This is a genomic window from Crocinitomicaceae bacterium (assembly GCA_016708105.1).
Taxonomy (GTDB): domain Bacteria; phylum Bacteroidota; class Bacteroidia; order Flavobacteriales_D; family Crocinitomicaceae; genus JADJGJ01.
Window position 1 is genome coordinate 1,742,160 of record JADJGJ010000001.1, and the last position, 20,311, is coordinate 1,762,470.

The window sequence follows — 20,311 nt, forward strand, 5'->3', positions numbered from 1 at the left end:
CGGTTTTTTTTTGCCTGTTTGTTATTGCGTATCACTACTTCTTTATCTTAGTCAATAATTTAAAAATTATGGAAGCCAGAACAGTTGAATACTCTAAGACAACCATTACAGAACTCATGATTCCATCCTATGCAAATTTTTCAGGCAAAGTGCATGGAGGTATTTTATTAGGTATGATGGACAAAGTGGCGTATGTATGCGCAGCAAAACATTCAGGTGCATATTGCGTAACCGTTTCAGTTGATGGGGTTGAATTCAAAGAACCGGTTGAAGTAGGGGAGCTGGTTTCACTATCAGCATCAATCAATTTTGTTGGCAATAGTTCTATGATTATTGGAATCAGAGTTGAATCACTCAAACCAAAAACAGGCGAGCGCAAACATACGAATTCATGTTACTTTACCATGGTAGCAAAAAATGATGACGGTTCATTACGCCAGGTACCAAAATTAATTCTGCAAAACAATGATGATATACGCCGCTTTTGGGATGCAAAAAATCTCAGAAAAATGCGGAATGAAATTACCACCATGCTGAATACTGAAGTAAAAACCATGTCATTTGAAACCATGCTTCAGCAATTAGATGGGGATCGTTTTGAAAAAGGATTTTAGGTTAGATGCGGGTAAGTTTTATCTCTCAATTTAGTTCGGTAGAGATATTGTTACTTATTGTGCACGCTAATTTCATTCAGCCCCAAAAGCTTAACATAGGCTACTAAGTTCACTGATCTTGTTAGCAATTAACCATTGCATAACTTGACATCACATATAATTGGTCGTATCTTTGCTATAACAAACCAAAACTTAATTTATGAAATTCCGTTTGGCAGTTCTGTTTACAGGTTTTTTATTTTTTTGCAGTAACGCCTTTTCCAATGTTTACATTCGTTATAGCAATCAAGATAGTAAGACCTATACATGGGACGTAAAAATTGCCGGAGTAATGACCAAAGTAGAATTTGGCGGCAATCGAACATCAACAGTTACCGTTCAAGGTAGCGCTAGTGAGTGTACTGTCTTTTCTGCTTGTGGTGATGTGCGCTTAACCAATGATGTTAAAATCACCATCAAAAATGGATGCATAGTCATTGGATAACCTAATTATTGAAACTTATTTGTAACCTTTTGCGTACAAGCCGTTAATATTACAGGCACCGCGAAAAAACTGGTTTTCCTCCTGCAATTTCAAGGTGCACATTTATTTATGCGGTTTAAAGGGAGTTTACTGGCGACATACAGTGAACTCCTTTTATTTTATTCTTGACTGTCTTCCTTTATTTTCGTAATTTAGAGCGTGTTTTTGAAACGATTAAAATTATTTATTCTCTGCTTCTCTACTATCACGGCTTTTAGCGCTGGTATTGGTATTGAAACAAGATATTCTTCTTTCTCATTAGATGGTAAAGATGAATATCTCATTGAATATCTTGCCGTGGGTCCAAAAAATGATCAGGTAGTATTTGAAAAAACTGATTCTTTGTTCAGGAATTGGAAAGTCACTGGTATCGGTTATGATGGTATGGTAAAACTTTTTATTTCAAAAGAGCGCGGTATTGGTTGGAGTTTTTATTTGGGTGAAGATTCTTTGAAGGCAATGATTGCAAGAGACTACAGAAATACATCGTCACCCGGCATGATATCTATGACAGCGAGTTTTATTGCCGGTCTTTTTATTGTAGAAAATTTTGCGCCTGAATGCAATAGTTATTTCAAAGTGTACTCTTTAAAAAATTCTTGGGATGCAGATGTGGAATATACCGGAAAATACGCATTAGAAATATCTACAACTGAACCATGCGGTGAAGGAAGCTGGCAGGCAAAAACCGGGAAGTTGAAAATGCCGCAAAAAGTTCTTTATGCTTCAATTTTTTGTGCGGCAATGAGTCAGAACATCCGTCATTTGTTCAAGAATTTTGTTTTGCCTTAATTCCCGCTCCAGGGTTTGAATACTTTTTCCATGTACACTTCCGGCTTTTCAGGTGCGGTGAATCCGAATTTTTCATACAGTGAATGTGCATCTAATGTTCTGAGTATCCATCGCTGCACATGTTGATATGGTTTGTCTTTAAAAATGTAATCCAGTAATTGCTGACCAATTCCTTGGCCTTGAAAACGGTCATCAATCAACATATCACTTAAGTAAGCCATTGCAACTTCATCCGTTAATACTCGGGCAAAACCAATTTGTTCACCATTCAGGTAAACACCATAACACCGAGAATTGGAAATGGTTTTCTGTATTTCTTCTACAGTGCGCCCTTTGCCCCAATACGTTTTATTGAGCATTCGCTGAATCACGTCAGCTTGCAGTAGTGCTTTGTCTTCTGAAATCAGGAAAATTGGTTTTGAACTCATGGTGTCAATAGGTTACGTTGAACTTGTGATACAGGTACATACCCTGATTTTGCAAGGCATTGAGTAGGCATGCTTGCACTAAGTATTGAGTTGTATTACAATTATCACTATTTTTAAACACGAAATTAGTTTAAAATATCCTGAAAAAAATAATTGCATATTGCCGTAGGCTTGTACTTTCAAGTATTGCTTTGTTCATTGCGTGGTCACCTATTTTTGCAGGCGATGAAGGTAAACAAAGTGTGACTTGGTTGAAAGAGTTTTTTGCTGCAGGTATCAATTCGGCTTATGCTGAATATTCTTTTGGTTTTCCGCCAGCAAGTTCTGCTTCGCAGGCTTACGTGAAACGTCGTACGGTATCAGTGAGCTATGATGCGGTTGAAAAAAATTATAATTACAACTTTCAATATGAGTATCGTGATGATTGGAATGTACTAACTCAAGGTGGAAAAATTCAACCCCCCGCCCAATTAAAATACCACACTGCTTCACGGGTACAACCTTGGACTAATATGGATGGCATTGGTAGATATACTGAAACGTACGAAAGGTTGATTCCAAACTGGTTAAATTTAAATGGGCTTGATAGTTTGATGATTCTGCAATGTAAGTTGAATAATCCTTCACCGGCTATCACGGGTATTTTTAATGAAGACGAATTGAAACTGTTGAAAAAGCTTCAAAAAAGTAACGATAGTAATTCATCAGTTTGGCAATGTTTTGAATATGATAAAGCAGGCAATGTCACTGAGATTTCAAAAAAGTGGATGAACGAATTCAGTGATAATTTGATTGAACAGAAAAAAAATATTGCTGAATATATTCTTTCCATTCGCAATCAGCATGACCAGGTTGTATTTCTAGAAGTTCTCATGCATGAAAATGATGATGCATTTATTGAAGGTATTTCATTTCAGTCGGGTGATAAAAAATGCAAGATTTTTAATTTTGAACTCAACCGCATGCTCAACAAATTTGTACCTGATTTGGTGGCTGATCCTGATGGGTTAATTGTTGCATTCTGCGCACAGTTGAATACCTTGTCGCCGCACGGTTTATCACGATTTGAAACGGTAGTCAATAATTGAATTCAGCGTGAGCAAACGAGATCTTTCACGTTATCTTGAATCTCTTTCAAAAAAAGAGTTGGAAGATCAAGTACATGAATTGTATAAGCGATTGAAAGAAGTTAGAGAATTCTACAATTTTGTATTCAATCCAAAAGAAGATAAATTGATTGATGAAATAAAATTCAAAATCAACAAAGAGTATTTTCCTCCAGTAGGACGCAAGCCTAAAAAAAGAAGATCAACTGCTCAAAAAGCCATTCGTAACTTTATTAAACTGGGCGTTGACTCTGAAAAAATTGCTGATGTGATGTTATACAATATTGAAACAGCTCAGCGATTTTGTGAAGTAAAACCGGTTAATCAAATCTCATTTTACAAAAGTATTCTCAATTCATTTGATGAAGCTGCCTTGTTTATAAAAGAGCATCACTTACCTGATAAATTTAAAACCAGGTTAGAACAAATAGTCACTGATGCTGAAAACCAGCATTGGGAAAATGCGTCTGCATTTGATTATAGTTTTGACAGCTCATTCAAACATTGAATGGTTTCATTAACTTTTCTTAAGATAGTCATCTGATATTGAATACTATATTTGCCCAAATTTACTGGGTATTATTCTGTATTGTATGGTAAAAAATATGTTGTTATTCATTGCATTGAATTTGGTTGCGGTTTCATTTGCATCCTTTCCTGAACGGTGTGAAGGAGTGTGGAGTGGCCAAATGAAAATACATGCGTATGGTAATTTAATTGACAGCGTGAACATTGAATTTACGGTTGAAAAAATAGTTGATGAATCATGGCCAACGGGGTGGATTTGGAAAACAAATTATCTTTCAGAAAAAATGCCCATGACAAAAGATTATAAATTGTTTGCGCATACCACGCGTGCAGATATTTTTTTATTAGATGAAGGTAACGGCGTTATTCTCACAAATTATGTAACGGCTGATAAAATGTACAGTGTTTTCAAGGTTGGTAAAACCTGGCTGACGTCATCTTATGAATTCATTGGTGACAAGCTTGTTTTTGAAGTGACATCCGGAACAGTCTCAAAGGAAAAATCAAAAGGAGTCACCAATTATACTACTGATTTTGTGCAGCGGGTTGAATTAATAAAAGTGAAATGATGAAAAAAATTCTCTCTTGTACGGCCTTGATTTTAAGTCTGTTTTTATTGAGTTGTGAATCGCAACGAATCATCTCAGTTACATGCGTAAATGCGCTGACAGGTGAACCGCTTGATAGTGTATTGGTGAATGTAAATGCAGGCCTGGATGGTGATTACACTAAAAGCACCGCATCAGGTTATACTGATTCAGCCGGACATTTTGAAACTACCATCATGATTGGTTGCCCGGGAAAATGTTATGACATATACGTGTCATATACAAAAACCGGTTTTGAGTTTGCAAAAAATCTAAACGAATTGGAAGGTGAAATTAAACTTTCTCCGCTAGCTGAATAATCATGCAAAAGTTATTTCACAATAAGCAACTGAGATTCGTGTCTGTTTTCAGAAATGAAATGTACCTGATAAATTCCGCGATTTAAGTCAGACAAGTCAAGTTGGCTGCGCTCTGAGGTGATAAGGTGAGTTGCAACCAATTTTCCACTTATATCATAGAGGTACAAAACACCGTCAACTGATTCAATTTTATCAATAGTTAAAACATCATCAACCGGGTTAGGGTAGAGGTTGATCAGATTTGTTTGTTTATATTCAGATAAATTTTCAACCTCAACCAACAAGCAATCAGCCGTATCTACACAGCCATTCAAGCTCACTTCAACGGTATAATACCCATTGGCTATTACTTGATATTCCTGATCAGTTGCTCCGGCTATGACTGTGTATGCCGGACATTCTAACCATTGATAATTTGCACCGGACATATTTGCCAATAATGTGTCGAATAAATTAGAAAGAATAAAACTTGCATCAATACTTGTTATTGCAAGCGTAGTTTGGACAGTGCTGTCACAACCGGTGATTGCGCTGCTGAAAATATCTGTATAGACGCCATCTAATTTTTGCCACCCTCCTTCAAGATACATGCTGTCACCTTCGCACATGTTGGCATTTACCGCAATAAAATCAGTGGGTAGATGGGTATAGTTCCAGGTTATTACACTGTCACATCCGGTGATGATTGATGGGATGGTATCATAATACGTTCCGGTGATGGTTTGAAATGCGCCGCCAATAAAAATGGGTGTGCCCGGGCAATTGCTTGTGTCTTTAGCAACCAATGAAGTTGGATTTGTAAATACATCTGTCATCACAATACTATCACAACCACTCACCGCGGTTAAGGTATCATAGTAGGTTCCGGACAATTTTAAATAAGTGCCGTTTACCAATACGCTGTCATTTTCACAAATAGTAAAATTTTGCAGAACATATTCATTAGTAGGCGCGCTGAAATTGTGAATTTGAAGATTGGTGAAATCATCTTGCATTGCAACCAACCATTGGGTGCCGCTGCTTAAAGCCCAATCAGTTGTTCCAATAGAAATAGTACTATTTCTAATCAAGGTATAATTTGCGGTTGTTCCACCTCCGGTTACTATCCATTATAGTTTACCCACTTCTTAGAACAGAGGTCGTTCAAAATTAATTGTTTTTTTAAGCTGCATCATTTTTGGAATAAATATTTGCTGGCCTTTTGTAATCAAGTGAGCTATGCATCCTATCAAAATTGTAATCGTTCATAAATTCCTCGATCACCTTGTAAAGTTCAATACCGTTGTGGTAATCTTTGAACTTTAAGTGCTCGTATTTGAGCGTTCTCCAAAAGCGTTCGATAAAAATATTGTCAATGGCTCTTCCCGTTCCATCCATTGAAATTTTGATGTCATTTTGTTTTAAAAGTTCAGTGTGTTCTGAAGAAGTGTATTGCGATCCCTGATCAGTATTTACAATTTGAGGTTTACCATGACGCGCGATCGCATCTTTCATCACTGCCGTGCACCATGACGCTTCCATTGTGTTTGACAAGCTCCAGCCAACTATAAAACGACTGTGCAAATCCATAATTGCCGACAGATATAGGTAGCCGGTTTTCATTGGAATACAGGTAATGTCAGTGGCCCAAACCTGATTCGATTTTTCGATTTTTAAATTTCTGAGCAGATAAGGATATTTAAAATGATGTGGATGGGATTTTGATGTGTGTGGCCTAGGAACAATGGCTTTCAAATCCAATAATTTATAAAGTCTGCCGATTCTTTTTTGTCCACTCGGTAGCCGTGCTCTCTCAACCAACGTGTCATTCGTGGAACTCCCCAAAAGGTTTATTCAGGTATTGTTCATCAATTTTTTTCATTAAAAACAAGTTTAATTGTGATTCGCCTTTTGGTTTGTAATACAAACTCGATGGCGATATTTCTAAAAGTTGGCACTGCCTTCTGATTGAAAGTTTTGGATGTGACTTTTCAACTATCATCCTGCGTTGATCAATACTCATTTCTAGGAGAGACTTTTTTTTAAAAAGTCATTTTCCACCAGAAGTTGTCCAATGCGCGCTAACAGATTTTCATGATCTTTATCACTCATCGCTGTATCTTTTTGGTCAGATGAAAAAATACACGCCGCATTTTTTACAAATTCTTGTTTCCAGGCAGTAATCTGATTTGGATGAATTTCATACTTCTGAGCGAGTTGCTGAATTGATTCTCGTTCTTTCAGAGCTTCCAGAACTACTTTTACTTTGAACTCCGGGTTGAAGTTCCTTCTCTTTCTTCTTGAGGTCATAGATTTGAATTTAGTTATTTTTTCAAATTAGACCAGTGTTCTTAAATTTGGGGTGAACTATACATGACGTTCCGGGGTCAACACCAACTACGCCAATAATGTCCAGTGTATCAAAGGTGAATTCATGTTTTAAAATAAAGGCATCATCACCATTAAAATTAAGTACCCCACTCGTAGTATCTGCAATTGACAGCACAGGTGCATCTGCAGTTGGATGACAGATAATATATTTTTGATTGGGCGCAATGGTGTCACCCATAAAAAACTGTGCTGATGGAGTGCTTGATCCGTTGGTGTATAATTCCAGCACGTAGTCATTCAAATCAACAGTGTATGGCAATGGATTATAAATTTCAATCACTTTGTTGAATGATGAGCCTTCAATATATTCTGAGAAAAAAAGATTGGCAGGGCATCCTTGGGCCTTAACCTGTTGGCTGAGGAACATTATGCCACAACAGAAGATGAGTAATTTTGTTTTCATAAGACAAATATCTGCAATTCTACCTATTGTACAATAGTTTATGGCAAGATATTCATTCGTCAACCAATTCAAAACGCATATTCAATATCCAAAATCTATTGGCTTGTGCCTTGAGTTCTTCTTCTGTTTCAACCGGTATACCTTGAGAAACAATATCACCGGTATCTAAAAAAACCGGATTATCATTTCGGATAACAAGGTCTCCCCACACTTTAATTTGTTTGCTAACTACCTTATCATCCCATGAATATAAATTTTCAATCCAATAAGTAGTTTGATCAGCAATAAGCACTGCGCCTCCTTTTCTGTTTTCTGCAATTCCTGAAATAGGGAATTCTACCTGTGGCAGTGAATCATTCAGTAACATAACTTTTTTTTGGTTTGATATTGTATCCCGTTGTACTTGCTGATCTCCGGAAACATTTAGTTCTTTTCCTGAATTGCATGAGGTAAAAAAAATGACTACGAGAAGTGTATAAACACAATGAATAATTGAATGTTGCATGAATCCAAGGTATAAAAAAAAGCCACGCTGTTCAGCATGGCTTCCTATAAATCTCAAATAATATTAATGAACAATGCTGAATCTGAATGTTTGCAATGCATTAGCGGCAGTAACCTGAATCATGTATTGTCCGGCTGAAAGATTGGCAACATCCAATTGAATTTTATTGGTTCCGCTGATCAATTCAGTAGATGTACTCACTAATACTTCACCTTGCATATTGATGATTTCAATAGTTGCTGATGAAGCCTCTGCTGATGTAAAAATAAGGTTCGCAGTTTGGTTAGCAGGATTGGGATATACGATAAGATCTGTTACAAGTATTTCTTCTGTTCCTGCAAAACTGCACGCCATTGGAGTAGGAGGCACAGGAAAAGTGGCTTCAAAAGTGGTGATATCAGTCAATGGCCAGATATCATTTACAATCATTTTATTGTCAGGCCCGATCAAACAAAAAGTAGGGTAAGCACTTACACCAAACGTTGTTTTTACCGCACCTCCGCCACCATCTGCACTTACCGCCGGTGAATGATGGAATGATCCGCCGTATGCAGCTTCGTAGGCAATTACCTCTGCATCGGTATCGGTTCCGTTATTGATTGAAACACAAAAAATATCACCGGCATTGCAACCATATTTATCATAAAGTTCATTGAATGTAGGTTGCCAAGTTTGACATGGACCGCAGGTATCAAAGAAAAAATCAAGCACCACGTATTTACCTGATGCGGTAATAGTGTAGAGGTTGATGGTGTTTCCATCGGTATCTGTTACCGTAAAATCTGCTACGGTAGATCCGTTTGGATAATTGACTGCCTGAGCTGAAGCACTCAGTGATGCACCTAATACAAGGGCTGAAAAGAATAGTTTTATTGTCATAGTTTTTTGTTTAGTTGTAACGAATGTAATTAATGGATATAGCGCATTAAAATCTTGATTATCTCATTCTTGGCTTCCTACAAAAAAAAACAGGGAAGTCAATTTGACCTCCCTGTTTAATAAAAAAATCTATGATTAGTAATAAATCAATCTGCGAACTTTTGCAATGTGCTTTGCCAAACGAATTACTTGCTTGGTGTATCCAAATTCGTTGTCATACCATGAATAAAGTACTACGCTTTTATTGTCAGGTGATATCAAGGTAGCCTGCGCGTCAAATACTGAGCAGCAAGTATTACCAATGATGTCGGTTGAAACCAATTCCGGATCTACGGAATAATAAATTTGATTCACCAGATTTCCATTGAGTGCGGCATCTTTAACCAAAGCATTTACTTCATCAACAGATGTGGTTTTGTTCAAGGTGAGTTGCAGAATTGCCAAAGAGCCATTTGGTGTTGGTACGCGCACGGCATTAGCAGTAAGTTTATCAGCCAATTCAGGAATCACTTTGGTAACAGCACTGCCTGCACCGGTAGAAGTGATCACCATATTCACAGCAGCTGAACGTCCGCGGCGTGGTTTTTTATGGAAATTGTCCAATAAGTTTTGATCATTGGTATACGCATGCACAGTTTCAATATGGCCTTTTTCAATTCCATATTTATCATTAATCACTTTGAGAATTGGTGTGATTGCATTGGTTGTACATGAGGCGGCACTGAAAATATTTTCATTTTCAATATCCAGATTGAAATGGTTGATTCCATACACAATATTAGGAACGCCTTTGCCAGGTGCGGTGAGTAACACTTGGCTAATACCTTTAGATTTCAAATGTCTGCTCAATGCATCACGATCAGTAAAAGCACCGGTATTGTCAATTACCAAGGCATCTTTAATTCCGTATTTTGTATAATCAATATCTTCAGGATTTGCTGCTGCAATCATGTGCACGGTTTGCCCGTTAAGAATAAGCGTATTATTGTCATAATCTACTTTCACGGTTCCTTTGAATGCACCATGCACTGAGTCTTTAGTTAAAAGTGCAGCACGTTTGGTTACTTCATCTTTAGAAGAACTGCGGGTAACAATGGCTTTTAATCTCAATTGTTGTCCTTTGCCGGCTTGTTTTATTAATTCACGCGCAGCAAGTCTTCCAATACGTCCAAAACCATATAAAACCACATCTCTGGGTTCAATTGTAAAATCACGGTTATCAACTAATCCGCCTAATTTATTTTTAAGGAAATCAGTTTTTGATGAGTATTTATCTCCTTCCTGAATCCATTCGTAGGCTAATCTTCCAATATCTATTTTTGCCGGTGACAATTCCATGCCGCACAACACTTCAGCCAGATGAGCTGTTGTGCTAATGAAGATTTTTTTGCCAACTACTTTTTCAGCATAGTCATGCAGGTTGATGATTTCAGAATTGGTGATATCAAGTAGATGATTTCTGAATAATACCAGTTCAACTCCTTTGGTATAAAGCAATTCACCAACATAGTTTGCAAGTTTTACAGCAGCCTTTTCATTTTCAATATAGCTCTGTAGTTCTTTTTCATATCCGACAGCAGATTCCATGATGTTGTTTTTTTTGAGTGAGGTTAAAATCAAATTTGATGGCGCAAAATTACATGCAATATTAAAATCTGAATTATGAGATTACTCACATTTTATCAGCTATTTTTTTTATTCAGGATTTCAATGATGCACTAATTTCATTTTTTAACCAAACAAAAAACCCCGGATCACTCCAGGGTTTCTCTATCATTTTGTATTATTTAACCAAGATATGCTTTCAGTAATTTGTTGCGCGATGTATGACGCAAACGGCGAATAGCTTTTTCTTTAATCTGACGCACACGTTCACGCGTGAGGTTGAATTTTGCTCCAATTTCTTCCAGTGTTAAGCCGTGATTCATTCCAATTCCAAAGAATAAACGAATGATTTCACGTTCTTTATCTGTAAGTGTTGAAAGTGATCGTTCAATTTCTTTTTGCAAAGATTCAGCCATGAGCAGACGGTCAGCTTTAGGGGAATCTGAATTGGCCATTACATCCATTAAAGTACCACCATCTTCAGAAGTTGAAAGAGGAGCATCCATCGAAACGTGACGACCGGCAACTTTCAAACTTTCTTTAATTTTATCTTCAGGTACTTCAAGTACTTCTGCAAGTTCTTCTGCACTTGGGGCACGTTCATATTCTTGCTCAAGTTTAGAGAATGCTTTATTGATTTTGTTCAGTGATCCTACCTGGTTTAACGGCAAACGTACAATACGAGCCTGCTCAGCCAAAGCTTGCAGAATTGATTGACGAATCCACCATACCGCGTAGGAGATGAATTTAAAACCACGTGTTTCATCAAATTTTTGTGCTGCTTTAATCAACCCAAGATTTCCTTCATTGATCAAATCGGGTAGGGTTAATCCTTGATTTTGGTATTGTTTTGCTACTGACACCACAAAACGAAGGTTAGCACGGGTAAGTTTTTCAAGCGCCTTTTGATCTCCTTGTTTGATTCGTTTTGCCAGTTCTACTTCAATCTCTGCTGTAATCAGTTCTTCTTTTCCAATGTCCTGAAGGTATTTATCTAATGATTGACTTTCACGATTGGTAATGGATTTGGTGATTTTTAACTGCCTCATGCTGGTGGTTCCCTTTCTTTTTTATTAAACAATATGTCCGCAAACTTACGCCAATTTCATGCTCATGTCAAGAGCATTTTATCATTTCACCGTAAATAAATCTGCACAACCCGTTATAACTGCATTTTAACATAAAAGGTTACGCCTTGATGTGAAATATTTTTTTGCTTATTCTTGAAAACGATCAGTGAAAAAAGAAATTTGAATCACCACGTTAAACTATGTTAACAACTGAATGCTAGTTTTGTTTTGAAGAAATGCCAGCGTAATCTGCTAAATAACTGAAGTCAGGCATTAAGTTACCATGGAGATCGGTTTCACTTGCGCGTTCAATGATGCGATCAGGATCTGGTCCAAACACATGTGGCAGCACCCGGTTTATTAAATCATTCCCGTAATCTACTGATGCATCTTTTGGTAATTCACAAGGCAAATTATCAATGGCAACCACACCAATTGCTTTGGGGTTCATGAAATCAGTTTCTAACCCGGTTTGTGGGTCGTACCCATAGTGCGGATCAGCAATTGTTGATGGTCTTAATGTACTGGCAATAGGCTCAGCAATATCACATGAAATGTCAGAAATTACCGTTGTTTTGCAAGTTGGATCAGCCAAATCTTGTTGCGAGATAATTACCGGAGATGATGAACTCCAATAATGACAAGGTATATACATATTGGCTACTTTCAAGTATCGGCTGAATGTTGATACGTGTCCGGCTCCACTTTTATGAAATGCAGCAGAATCAAATGGGCTACCATCTTCCTTGGCGTAATAATCTTTTGCGTCAAGTTGGGTATATACTGGTTCTTGAAATGTTTTTGTAAGAAAATCTTCGGCGCTTACCTCTTTAATATTGGCGAGCTTGATAATTTCAATGGCTCCTCCACCAACACGACCTGATCCGGTAATCACAATTTTCATGTCCGCAGGTAGTGCTATTTTTTTCATCTCCAGCTCCATCTCTTTTCGGTCAACACATTGATGAGCAGGTTTTATATTATATAGTTCGTGTTTTTTTCCGTAAGCTAAAAACGCATTATAACATCCTACAATGCCGGCGTATCTTCCAAAACCAATGATGCGCTGCTTGTTTTTATCTGTCAACGTTTCATAATCAATAAGCTGAATTTTATTAGCCAGAACGGCCTGCATCAATTTACGATTATGCGTCTGCTTTTTAAATGTGTGAGAAAAGAAGAAATACTTTTTGTTGGGAATCAAGTATTCAATTTTCACTTCTTTCACTCCCATTAAAATATCAGCCTCGGTGGCTCTGTCAACAAGCCTAATTCCATGCGCTGCGTATTCTTCATCTTTGTATGAGCGGATATCACTCTTTTCAACAATCACTTCAACTTCAGGCCAACGTTTCATTACCTCAGCACATTGCGCCGGAATTAATGGCACCCTTTTGTCAGGAGGTGTTTTGGTTTCTTTTAATATGCCCAGAACAATTTTTGCCATGCGTTTTATTGAAGTGGTGCAAAAATAGAAAATTTATCGGGTTTCTCTTCATTCTTATTGAACTTTAGACTAATTAGAGACGCAAGGATTGCAAAAAAAAAAAAGATCGTCCCGTAGGCGCAGGTCGCGACCTGCGCCTACGTTGAGGACATGATTTGCAACCCAAAGATTCCAGTTTTATTATAATCCTAAATTGCGAGGTTGGCAAATCAGTACGTAACCTTTTAAAACGTAGCCGTTCCAGTCAAATCCCGGTCCTTCAGGGTATTGTTTACCACGTACTGTGCTCTCAGGATGCATTAACACTGAGCCGCCGCCCAATGCAATATGATACCATCGAAACGCTTTATTATAACTGAATACAAGCATATTGTATCCATGTGAAATACCAAAACGTTGCACATCATCAGGTTTATTTTTGAGATATATTTTGTGATGAATGGCTTCAAACGAAATTCCAAACTGATCAAACCATTTGGTAAATCTCCAGTCCCAATAATGTGGACTCACGAACGGTTCACTCTCAAATACTGCTTGTTGAATTTTGATGTCTTCAAAGCCTGCTTGAGTAAAAGTGAGCGGAGTTTTAAAATTGTAGACAGCGCCCAAGTGATATTCAAAACTCCATCTCGGCCTTTGCTCATGAGGAAGATATGAATAACTAAAAGCCAATAGTGGAGATGTGAAAACAAAAAAAATAATCCACTTTTTCATGATGATTGACTTGAAAAATAGTGTCGCAAATTTATATGGAATCTTGCAATCTGATTATACATGCAGAGTATATCACGAAGGCATGCTCACGAAATACATTTTCATTTTGCCTTTATTTTTAGCTTCAAGTTCTCCACGGTATTCAAACGAGAATTCATGTTGTACTTGTTGATATACTGTTTCAGACACATTTATTTTACCCGGCTCTGAAGCGTGTTCCATGCGTGCTGCAACATTCACCGCATCACCCCACACATCATACGAAAATTTGTGATGCCCTACAACGCCGGCTACTAATGGTCCGCTGTGAATTCCTATCCGCATTTCTAAGTAAGGTAGATTTTCTTTCTGTTTTTCATGAGCTGTTTGATCAACAAAATCTCTAAACTCAAATGCGGCGCGAATCATATTGGCAGCATGTTGATCATTTTTTTCAGGGATACCACACACGCACATGTATGCATCTCCAATGGTTTTGATTTTTTCAATGTGATATTTTTCTACTATTTTGTCAAATCCTTTGAAATAATAATCTATGAGTTTTACTAATTCCTCAGGCGAATGTTTTTCTGAAAATTTTGTGAACCCTTTGAAATCAGTAAACATGATAGTTGCACTTTCATGGTGATGAGGCGTTGTTTTATTAAATTCTTTCAACTCGTATGCAATTTTTTCAGGTAAAATATTCATCAACAAACGGTCAGATTTTTGTTGTTCCATGATGATTTCATAATTCTTTTGCTTGAGAACACGAACACCACGGCGCTTTAAAATAAATCCTCTCATGATAAAAACTGAGGCAAGTATGACAATACCCAGAACAAATAACAGAAGATTTCTTCGGTTTTTTGACGCTTGAAGTTCCAGCGCTTTTTGATTATTGGCAAGTTCCAAATCTTTAATAGACAACTGGGATTGCAACTGTTCTGTTGTTAGAGAATCAATGGCACTTTCTTTTTGTTTTATCTCTGTGTTTTTTTGATTGATGCTGTCATAGCTGGCATTGACTTCTGTCTGCAATCCTGAAACAGAATCTTCTAACATTTTAGTTTTTTGAGCTGTCTGCTTTTTATATAAAATTGAAAATTCTTTGTAATGGTCCAGTGCCTCTTTGTAATTGACTACATTGTCTTTTAATTCAGCCAGCTCAAGATGCACGCTCATTTGCACGGCTATATTATTTTCAGCTTTTGCCACATTCAATGCTTCTTCATACTTTTTTATTGCCTTGGTGTCTTTGCCTGAATTTCTCAATTCCTGCGCTTCATTGAATAATTGTTGGCTTGATTGTGAAAAAGAAAAGCTCACACCGGTGAGCAAAATAAAAATGAACAAACCAATACGGATCATACAAACAGGGTTAGGGTAGGCATGAATATAGATAGAAATGTCTTTCTCTGCAAGGTTTTGTAAAAATTAAAAGTTAAGTGGTTGATTGAAAAAGTGTTTATGAGAACAACTTGCATTAAATCAATTGTGAATTCACTAAGGTAGGCGCAGGTCACGACCTGCGCCTACGTCAGAATGTTACTCGCAACCTGTGTGGTGTAATAGTATTCTATTAATTATGCAACGATTAATACTAGAATAAGCAATTCTAAAATCACCTTGCTAAAGAAAATAAGTCTCCCCTTTACAACTTTACAAACTGAACCCCTGAGCAAATTGAATTATTACTTATGGCATGGGCCACGTAGATACCGGGATTTAAACTTTGGAGATCAATATGTACGATGCCATCACTTGCAAGATAAACGGATTGCTCAGAAACTATTCTGCCGGCAAGGTCAGAAATTTGAATTGTAATGCTATCACACGCCAGACAATCAATATGTAAATAATCAATGGCTGGAACCGGAAACAATTTGAAAGAACAATCCTCAGGCTCCGGTGTCTCAAATTCAACCGGAACATAAGAAACCCATGGTCGTGCTTGCTTGATGACCAAGTTATTTTCTGCATCAATTTTATATTCAATATCCATTGCAAAGCTAGGGTTGCCCTCTGCCCTATATAATACTGCAAATTGATTGTGAATCACAGTGAGGTAGGAGTGAAGCTGAAATAATTGCGCCGATGTCATCAATAACGAATCAACTGAAAGTAAACCGGAGTATTGAATCACCAAATAATTGTTCGCTGATGCGGTGTCATGTTTCATCAATAGTTCTTCAGGGTATGCACCTTCTGGATTTGTGATGAGCACATCACTCAATTGAGAATTAATATAGAAGGTTGATGTGGTGTTGTAAATTGGATCAGCGCTCACACCAACTCCGTTCACGCGCTCGTCTTCAAAATTCAAATGACATAAAATTCCCATGGCTGTATAAAAATGATTCACACGGTAAAATTCTCGTGCTTCAAACGCCCTTAAATTCCAGAGACTGGCATACACTTCAAGTATGGTTTTTGAAATATGCCCTTCATCAGGCTGATGCGTTTTAGAATCATACAAACCTGCACCACTAAAACCCGGCAAATCTTCATTGTTGGTGCTTGACCGGCACCTGATTGCGTAACCCGGTGGAAATTGATTTTGCAGCGCCGTGAATTGATCATACATCCAACTAGGCATATCAGCTGATCTGATGGCGTCTTGAAATTCCGCCAGTCGTGCAGCACGATAATCTCTGTTTGTCAGAAAATCTTCATCACTCAATAAGATTTGAATTTGTTCAAAAAATCCATTGTATTTCATGAATTCAAAATAGAAATAAAACGGAATTCCAAATCCATCCGGAACGGTGCCATCAACAAATCCAAAAGTGTGCATGGTAGCAAGATTTGCAGTTTTTGCGCCATACCCATCATGCATGTGAAAATGAATTTCATCCAGAGAAAGAATGGCCTGATGCGTTAAGTTAAGTGGAGGAATTTGTTCTGTTGAAGGTCGCATATTTTCATACCAGGCATTGACTTCTTCTATACTTGCCTCCCTGATTTCATAGGTGCTTTGTCCGGCCTTGAAGTAGATATAGTGATTCAGTAAATTAGCTATGGTATCAATCAACAAGGGATCACGAATAAATGCATTTGGCACATGATCATGTATGGCTCTTAAATTAACATGTGACAAGGGAGTTTGTATAAATGAAGATATAATGCCACCAACACGGGGTAAAGAATTTGGTATTGATTCACACAGCACGATGTCCTTGGAATCAGGAATTTCTCCGGGCATTAATAACCTGAAATATCCATATCCTTCAGTTTGGTTCAATCCCCAGTAATCAATACCCGCGTAAACGTCGGTCTCAAATAATACGGGCACTCTCGAATTTTGAAACAATGAAATATTATTCTGATAATCTGTTTCATTATTTGCCGTAATAAAATACGATAAGTTATTCTCAAGAAATGGCATGTTGGCAGCAAGCAATTCATGCGTGCGTTGAATAACTTCAAAATCTTTGGTTTCATTGTTGCTAAAATTAAATGCAAAGCAGCCCAGTGTTCCGTTATTTGATAATACTGAAGGATTGTATAAGATTTGCCCTTTTTCAACTGATGGGGCCATGTTATCAATGCCCAAATAATTAGCAAAATCTTCATGCAAGTTATAGGTATTGCTATTGATGAAAAACAATTTAGGTTCATTTGTATAAAAATCAAGAATAATGAATTTAGTGTATTCTACATGATCAAGATAAGAAACCCATGGAGTGCCATTTTCTTCAACAGAAACTGAATGATAAGCATCAAACGTATTCAATATAACAGCGCCATGTTCAAGTGGTATTTCAACTGCTGCGTTCAATGGTGCGCCTGAACTTTGCATTTCAATGACATCATTGATGCCGTCTGTGTCTATGTCAACAGGAGCATTCATGTTGTACTCAAGAATTCGGTAATATTCCGCGGGATATGCACCCAACGATTCAGAAATCAAGGTGGTTCCATTTTGCCCAAAACAAATTGCCGAATTGACTGAAAAACCGGAGTCAGGATGATGCTTCACCTGAAGTAAATAATACTTGTCAATGCTTGAATTTATAAGCAGGTTAACCTTTCCATTCTCGTCAACCGAATAATTTTCAATAGTAACCTCCTGCGCAAACCCAGCCATTGCAGCCAACATGCAATGAATTGAGAAAAATAAAACACGCGCAGAAATCATGAACAACAGAATACAATTGCTTTAAATTACGAAAAATATTGATTTTGCGTTGGTTGGGGAATTTGGGATGAAAGTCTTGAGGTGAAGTGGGGGGTACAAAAATAAAAGCGGACAAAACTAAAAGTGAGAATCAGAGCGAGATTGAAGTACAAAAAAAAAAGCGAATCGCTGGGGCAATTACGCTTTTTTTTTGTGGAGCCGGAGGGGATCGAACCCTCGTCCTAACAATGAGTCTTTGAAGTTTCTACATGCTTATTTCGTGATTCAATTTCAGCTTTGGATCGGGCACAAACACCCTACTCAAAACCTGAGTCGCTTAAATCTTATTTTACTGTCGCAACGCAGCAAAACCAGCCCGAAATTTTGATGTCCCGGTTCCTCGCTCAACAGGCGGGAGCAGAGGGGAACAGCTTGTTTGACCTACTATTATTCAGCCAAATAAAGGTAATTAGTCTGAGACTGATTACGCAGCAAGCGCGTAAGAATTATTGTTGTCAATTATTCTTGTACACGAACTATTTACGAGGTTTCATGCGTTTCTCGACATGCTTCTTCAACTACCGCAATTGCAGTCAAATCCAGGTCGGCCCCAAAGAACGTTACTCTTAAGTATTCAAGAGTGTGCAAATGTACTGTATTTATTCGCTTTTGTCAATGAAAGTTGTCGCCAATAGTTTGTGTGGTTATTATTTACTTTCCCTGTTTTTGTAATCCTTCGGTATCTCAGTTGTTATGGCAAGGTTTGGTTCAGTTTTAATCTACCAGCATGGGGAAAACTACACCAGGTTTTCTCTACAAAAGAATATCCCTTGCTTGTCTTTCTATTGACAATTTCTAATAAATCTTAGAAATTCAACTATTTACATGTTAAAAACTACTTTTATAGTTGGAAAGAATATCAATTAATTTACTTGACAAAGAAGTATTTTTGTTTTGCAAAAACTAACCCCACATGAATGTGAAACTTCTTATAACAGGGCTGCTATTGGCATCTGTTACGACGTCTTGTAAAAAAGAAATATACGGATGCATGGATGTATCTGCCACCAATTATTCAACCTTAGCGAATACAGATGATGGAAGTTGTTTTTACGACCAACCAAATGCCAAATCAACCATTGTCACTATAAGTACTTGGACAGAGCAGTCATCGGCCTGGGCTACCACAATTCCGTATGGAGATATTTCAAGTAATGTCATTGATAATGGTGGGGTATTAACCTATATCAATACCGGGACAAATATATGGAATCAACTTCCTTTAACTATTTATAATTCTGTTGATTACTCAACAACAATTGAAGTATCAATTACTGTTGGGCAAGTGATTGTTACATATAAAAACTCTGATGGTAGCTTGCCTGCAAATCCGGGAGAAAAGATATTTAAAATTACGGTAATTGATTAATACTGAATCTTTTTTATATTCACAAAAAAAAAAAGTACTATGAAAAAATTGAGTTTTATGATTATCCCTGGGATAATTCTATTAGGTTGTGGTTCTAAGCCAGCTGAAACAACAGGTACATCAACGAGTAACAATGATTCTGCAAAAACCGAAAATAACACCACGGAAGTTGTTCAGGAAACCAGCTTCGGATCTCTGTTAATTGAGCTTGAAAGTAATGTTGGTTGGGGAGCTGTAAATGAAAATTGGAAAACGCGCCGCGATTCGTGGTTATCAGATTGTGAAACTGCAAGCGATGCTGCAAGTAAAGGCAATTTGTTGCTTGAATTTGAAACTATTGTGAACTGGGATGCGGTTAATCCGGAATGGGCAAAACGTAGAAATGCATGGATAAGCGATGTGACCAAGGCAACAACCGATACTGATTTAGGTAAATACTTAGCCGAGTTTGAATCATATATCTTGTGGGATGTCGTTAGTCCGGCTTGGGTAGATTTAAGAGATGGATGGCTTAAGTCGTGCCAAAGCTTATGATGCTTAAAGCCGCGTAGTTGCGGCTTTTTTATTGCTCCAATACGGGATATAATATATATTATGTTAAATAGAATATTCAAAATATTGATTATCCTATTAAATCATTGCCCTCCCAATGAAGCCATGTTTCAGCTTTTAAGTTGGTAACCTATTCTATCAAGAACTCTCGTTGTAGATGAAGCGCCAGCTCATAAATTCTTGCGGTTCATTTTGTCTTTCTATTCGTGATAGATTTCCACTTTTCCATTTTGATAAAAAAAATCATCCCCTTATGTCTTGACAATGTGGCGAATGAATTGGAGAATGCATTTTCTTACAGCGTTTAAGGCAGCCTTTCCAAAACTCTTGCGTTATTTTA

22 protein-coding genes and 1 other RNA gene are annotated in these 20,311 nt (G+C 37.4%); 9 read left to right on the forward strand and 14 right to left on the reverse strand.

Annotation, left to right across the window (positions count from 1 at the left end; all coding sequences use genetic code 11):
- Positions 1–68: 68 nt before the first annotated feature.
- The 3 genes from IPH66_07590 to IPH66_07600 all read left to right on the forward strand — a co-directional run bounded on the left by IPH66_07590 (position 69) and on the right by IPH66_07600 (position 1,929).
- Positions 69–614 (forward strand): acyl-CoA thioesterase, encoded by a 546-nt coding sequence (locus tag IPH66_07590; GenBank protein MBK7129207.1) that lies wholly within the window; start codon positions 69–71, stop codon positions 612–614.
- A gap of 199 nt (positions 615–813) precedes the next feature.
- Positions 814–1,098, forward strand: coding sequence for a hypothetical protein (locus IPH66_07595; GenBank protein ID MBK7129208.1), 285 nt, complete (start codon positions 814–816; stop codon positions 1,096–1,098).
- A 204-nt stretch (positions 1,099–1,302) separates the two neighbouring features.
- The gene (locus tag IPH66_07600; GenBank protein ID MBK7129209.1) at positions 1,303–1,929 is read left to right on the forward strand and encodes a hypothetical protein; all 627 of its coding nucleotides are present in this window, start codon (positions 1,303–1,305) and stop codon (positions 1,927–1,929) included.
- Here IPH66_07600 and IPH66_07605 read toward each other — a convergent pair.
- Positions 1,926–2,357, reverse strand: a complete 432-nt coding sequence (locus IPH66_07605) for a GNAT family N-acetyltransferase (GenBank protein ID MBK7129210.1) — start codon at positions 2,355–2,357, stop codon at positions 1,926–1,928. The two genes, IPH66_07600 and IPH66_07605, sit on opposite strands and share 4 nt — an antisense overlap.
- A 191-nt stretch (positions 2,358–2,548) precedes the next feature.
- Here IPH66_07605 and IPH66_07610 point away from each other — a divergent pair, with 191 nt between their 5' ends.
- From IPH66_07610 to IPH66_07625, 4 genes are all read left to right on the forward strand, one after another.
- Positions 2,549–3,445, forward strand: a complete 897-nt coding sequence (locus IPH66_07610; protein MBK7129211.1) for a hypothetical protein — start codon at positions 2,549–2,551, stop codon at positions 3,443–3,445.
- Positions 3,446–3,452: 7 nt separating this feature from the next.
- Positions 3,453–3,971, forward strand: coding sequence for a hypothetical protein (locus IPH66_07615; protein MBK7129212.1), 519 nt, complete (start codon positions 3,453–3,455; stop codon positions 3,969–3,971).
- 97 nt (positions 3,972–4,068) lie between these two features.
- A complete protein-coding gene (locus tag IPH66_07620) occupies positions 4,069–4,560 on the forward strand; it encodes a hypothetical protein (GenBank protein ID MBK7129213.1) in 492 nt (163 codons plus the stop codon).
- The gene (locus IPH66_07625; protein MBK7129214.1) at positions 4,557–4,898 is read left to right on the forward strand and encodes a hypothetical protein; all 342 of its coding nucleotides are present in this window, start codon (positions 4,557–4,559) and stop codon (positions 4,896–4,898) included. Before IPH66_07620 ends, IPH66_07625 begins: the two co-directional genes overlap by 4 nt.
- Positions 4,899–4,909: 11 nt before the next feature.
- Here IPH66_07625 and IPH66_07630 read toward each other — a convergent pair whose 3' ends face one another.
- From IPH66_07630 to ssrA, 13 genes are all read right to left on the reverse strand, one after another.
- The gene (locus tag IPH66_07630; GenBank protein ID MBK7129215.1) at positions 4,910–5,968 is read right to left on the reverse strand and encodes a T9SS type A sorting domain-containing protein; all 1,059 of its coding nucleotides are present in this window, start codon (positions 5,966–5,968) and stop codon (positions 4,910–4,912) included.
- 91 nt (positions 5,969–6,059) lie between these two features.
- Positions 6,060–6,698: an IS3 family transposase gene (locus IPH66_07635; GenBank protein ID MBK7129216.1), complete on the reverse strand. Its 639-nt coding sequence runs from the start codon at positions 6,696–6,698 to the stop codon at positions 6,060–6,062.
- 204 nt (positions 6,699–6,902) lie between these two features.
- Positions 6,903–7,187, reverse strand: a complete 285-nt coding sequence (locus IPH66_07640) for a transposase (GenBank protein MBK7129217.1) — start codon at positions 7,185–7,187, stop codon at positions 6,903–6,905.
- A gap of 22 nt (positions 7,188–7,209) precedes the next feature.
- Positions 7,210–7,671 carry a lamin tail domain-containing protein gene (locus IPH66_07645; protein MBK7129218.1) on the reverse strand — a complete coding sequence of 154 codons (462 nt, stop codon included), beginning with the start codon at positions 7,669–7,671 and terminating at the stop codon, positions 7,210–7,212.
- A gap of 52 nt (positions 7,672–7,723) precedes the next feature.
- Positions 7,724–8,176, reverse strand: a complete 453-nt coding sequence (locus tag IPH66_07650; protein MBK7129219.1) for a hypothetical protein — start codon at positions 8,174–8,176, stop codon at positions 7,724–7,726.
- 63 nt (positions 8,177–8,239) lie between these two features.
- Complete coding sequence (locus IPH66_07655) at positions 8,240–9,055, reverse strand: T9SS type A sorting domain-containing protein (GenBank protein MBK7129220.1); 816 nt, start codon at positions 9,053–9,055, stop codon at positions 8,240–8,242.
- A gap of 135 nt (positions 9,056–9,190) precedes the next feature.
- Positions 9,191–10,642: a glyceraldehyde-3-phosphate dehydrogenase gene (locus IPH66_07660; protein MBK7129221.1), complete on the reverse strand. Its 1,452-nt coding sequence runs from the start codon at positions 10,640–10,642 to the stop codon at positions 9,191–9,193.
- Between the two features lie 200 nt (positions 10,643–10,842).
- Positions 10,843–11,709, reverse strand: a complete 867-nt coding sequence (locus IPH66_07665) for an RNA polymerase sigma factor RpoD/SigA (protein ID MBK7129222.1) — start codon at positions 11,707–11,709, stop codon at positions 10,843–10,845.
- A gap of 238 nt (positions 11,710–11,947) precedes the next feature.
- On the reverse strand, positions 11,948–13,177 hold the full coding sequence (locus IPH66_07670) for an alanine dehydrogenase (GenBank protein MBK7129223.1): 1,230 nt from the start codon (positions 13,175–13,177) through the stop codon (positions 11,948–11,950).
- A 180-nt stretch (positions 13,178–13,357) separates the two neighbouring features.
- Positions 13,358–13,891: a hypothetical protein gene (locus IPH66_07675; GenBank protein MBK7129224.1), complete on the reverse strand. Its 534-nt coding sequence runs from the start codon at positions 13,889–13,891 to the stop codon at positions 13,358–13,360.
- Between the two features lie 72 nt (positions 13,892–13,963).
- A complete protein-coding gene (locus IPH66_07680) occupies positions 13,964–15,241 on the reverse strand; it encodes an adenylate/guanylate cyclase domain-containing protein (GenBank protein ID MBK7129225.1) in 1,278 nt (425 codons plus the stop codon).
- A gap of 283 nt (positions 15,242–15,524) precedes the next feature.
- Positions 15,525–18,011, reverse strand: a complete 2,487-nt coding sequence (locus tag IPH66_07685) for a hypothetical protein (GenBank protein ID MBK7129226.1) — start codon at positions 18,009–18,011, stop codon at positions 15,525–15,527.
- A 190-nt stretch (positions 18,012–18,201) separates the two neighbouring features.
- Positions 18,202–18,602: a transfer-messenger RNA gene (gene ssrA / locus IPH66_07690) on the reverse strand.
- A gap of 361 nt (positions 18,603–18,963) precedes the next feature.
- Here ssrA and IPH66_07695 point away from each other — a divergent pair.
- A complete protein-coding gene (locus IPH66_07695; protein ID MBK7129227.1) occupies positions 18,964–19,419 on the forward strand; it encodes a hypothetical protein in 456 nt (151 codons plus the stop codon).
- Between the two features lie 39 nt (positions 19,420–19,458).
- Positions 19,459–19,953, forward strand: coding sequence for a hypothetical protein (locus tag IPH66_07700; GenBank protein ID MBK7129228.1), 495 nt, complete (start codon positions 19,459–19,461; stop codon positions 19,951–19,953).
- Positions 19,954–20,311: the final 358 nt, after the last annotated feature.

What these genes read in the sequence shown, in the direction of transcription:
- IPH66_07590 (MBK7129207.1), top strand. Translation starts at nt 69, where the DNA reads ATGGAAGCCAGAACAGTTGAATACTCTAAGACAACCATTACAGAACTC.
- IPH66_07595 (MBK7129208.1), top strand. Translation starts at nt 814, where the DNA reads ATGAAATTCCGTTTGGCAGTTCTGTTTACAGGTTTTTTATTTTTTTGC.
- IPH66_07605 (MBK7129210.1), bottom strand. Translation starts at nt 2,357, where the DNA reads ATGAGTTCAAAACCAATTTTCCTGATTTCAGAAGACAAAGCACTACTG.
- IPH66_07620 (MBK7129213.1), top strand. Translation starts at nt 4,069, where the DNA reads ATGTTGTTATTCATTGCATTGAATTTGGTTGCGGTTTCATTTGCATCC.
- IPH66_07625 (MBK7129214.1), top strand. Translation starts at nt 4,557, where the DNA reads ATGATGAAAAAAATTCTCTCTTGTACGGCCTTGATTTTAAGTCTGTTT.
- IPH66_07640 (MBK7129217.1), bottom strand. Translation starts at nt 7,187, where the DNA reads ATGACCTCAAGAAGAAAGAGAAGGAACTTCAACCCGGAGTTCAAAGTA.
- IPH66_07645 (MBK7129218.1), bottom strand. Translation starts at nt 7,671, where the DNA reads ATGAAAACAAAATTACTCATCTTCTGTTGTGGCATAATGTTCCTCAGC.
- IPH66_07650 (MBK7129219.1), bottom strand. Translation starts at nt 8,176, where the DNA reads ATGCAACATTCAATTATTCATTGTGTTTATACACTTCTCGTAGTCATT.
- IPH66_07655 (MBK7129220.1), bottom strand. Translation starts at nt 9,055, where the DNA reads ATGACAATAAAACTATTCTTTTCAGCCCTTGTATTAGGTGCATCACTG.
- IPH66_07660 (MBK7129221.1), bottom strand. Translation starts at nt 10,642, where the DNA reads ATGGAATCTGCTGTCGGATATGAAAAAGAACTACAGAGCTATATTGAA.
- IPH66_07665 (MBK7129222.1), bottom strand. Translation starts at nt 11,709, where the DNA reads ATGAGGCAGTTAAAAATCACCAAATCCATTACCAATCGTGAAAGTCAA.
- IPH66_07670 (MBK7129223.1), bottom strand. Translation starts at nt 13,177, where the DNA reads ATGGCAAAAATTGTTCTGGGCATATTAAAAGAAACCAAAACACCTCCT.
- IPH66_07675 (MBK7129224.1), bottom strand. Translation starts at nt 13,891, where the DNA reads ATGAAAAAGTGGATTATTTTTTTTGTTTTCACATCTCCACTATTGGCT.
- IPH66_07680 (MBK7129225.1), bottom strand. Translation starts at nt 15,241, where the DNA reads ATGATCCGTATTGGTTTGTTCATTTTTATTTTGCTCACCGGTGTGAGC.
- IPH66_07685 (MBK7129226.1), bottom strand. Translation starts at nt 18,011, where the DNA reads ATGATTTCTGCGCGTGTTTTATTTTTCTCAATTCATTGCATGTTGGCT.
- IPH66_07695 (MBK7129227.1), top strand. Translation starts at nt 18,964, where the DNA reads ATGAATGTGAAACTTCTTATAACAGGGCTGCTATTGGCATCTGTTACG.
- IPH66_07700 (MBK7129228.1), top strand. Translation starts at nt 19,459, where the DNA reads ATGAAAAAATTGAGTTTTATGATTATCCCTGGGATAATTCTATTAGGT.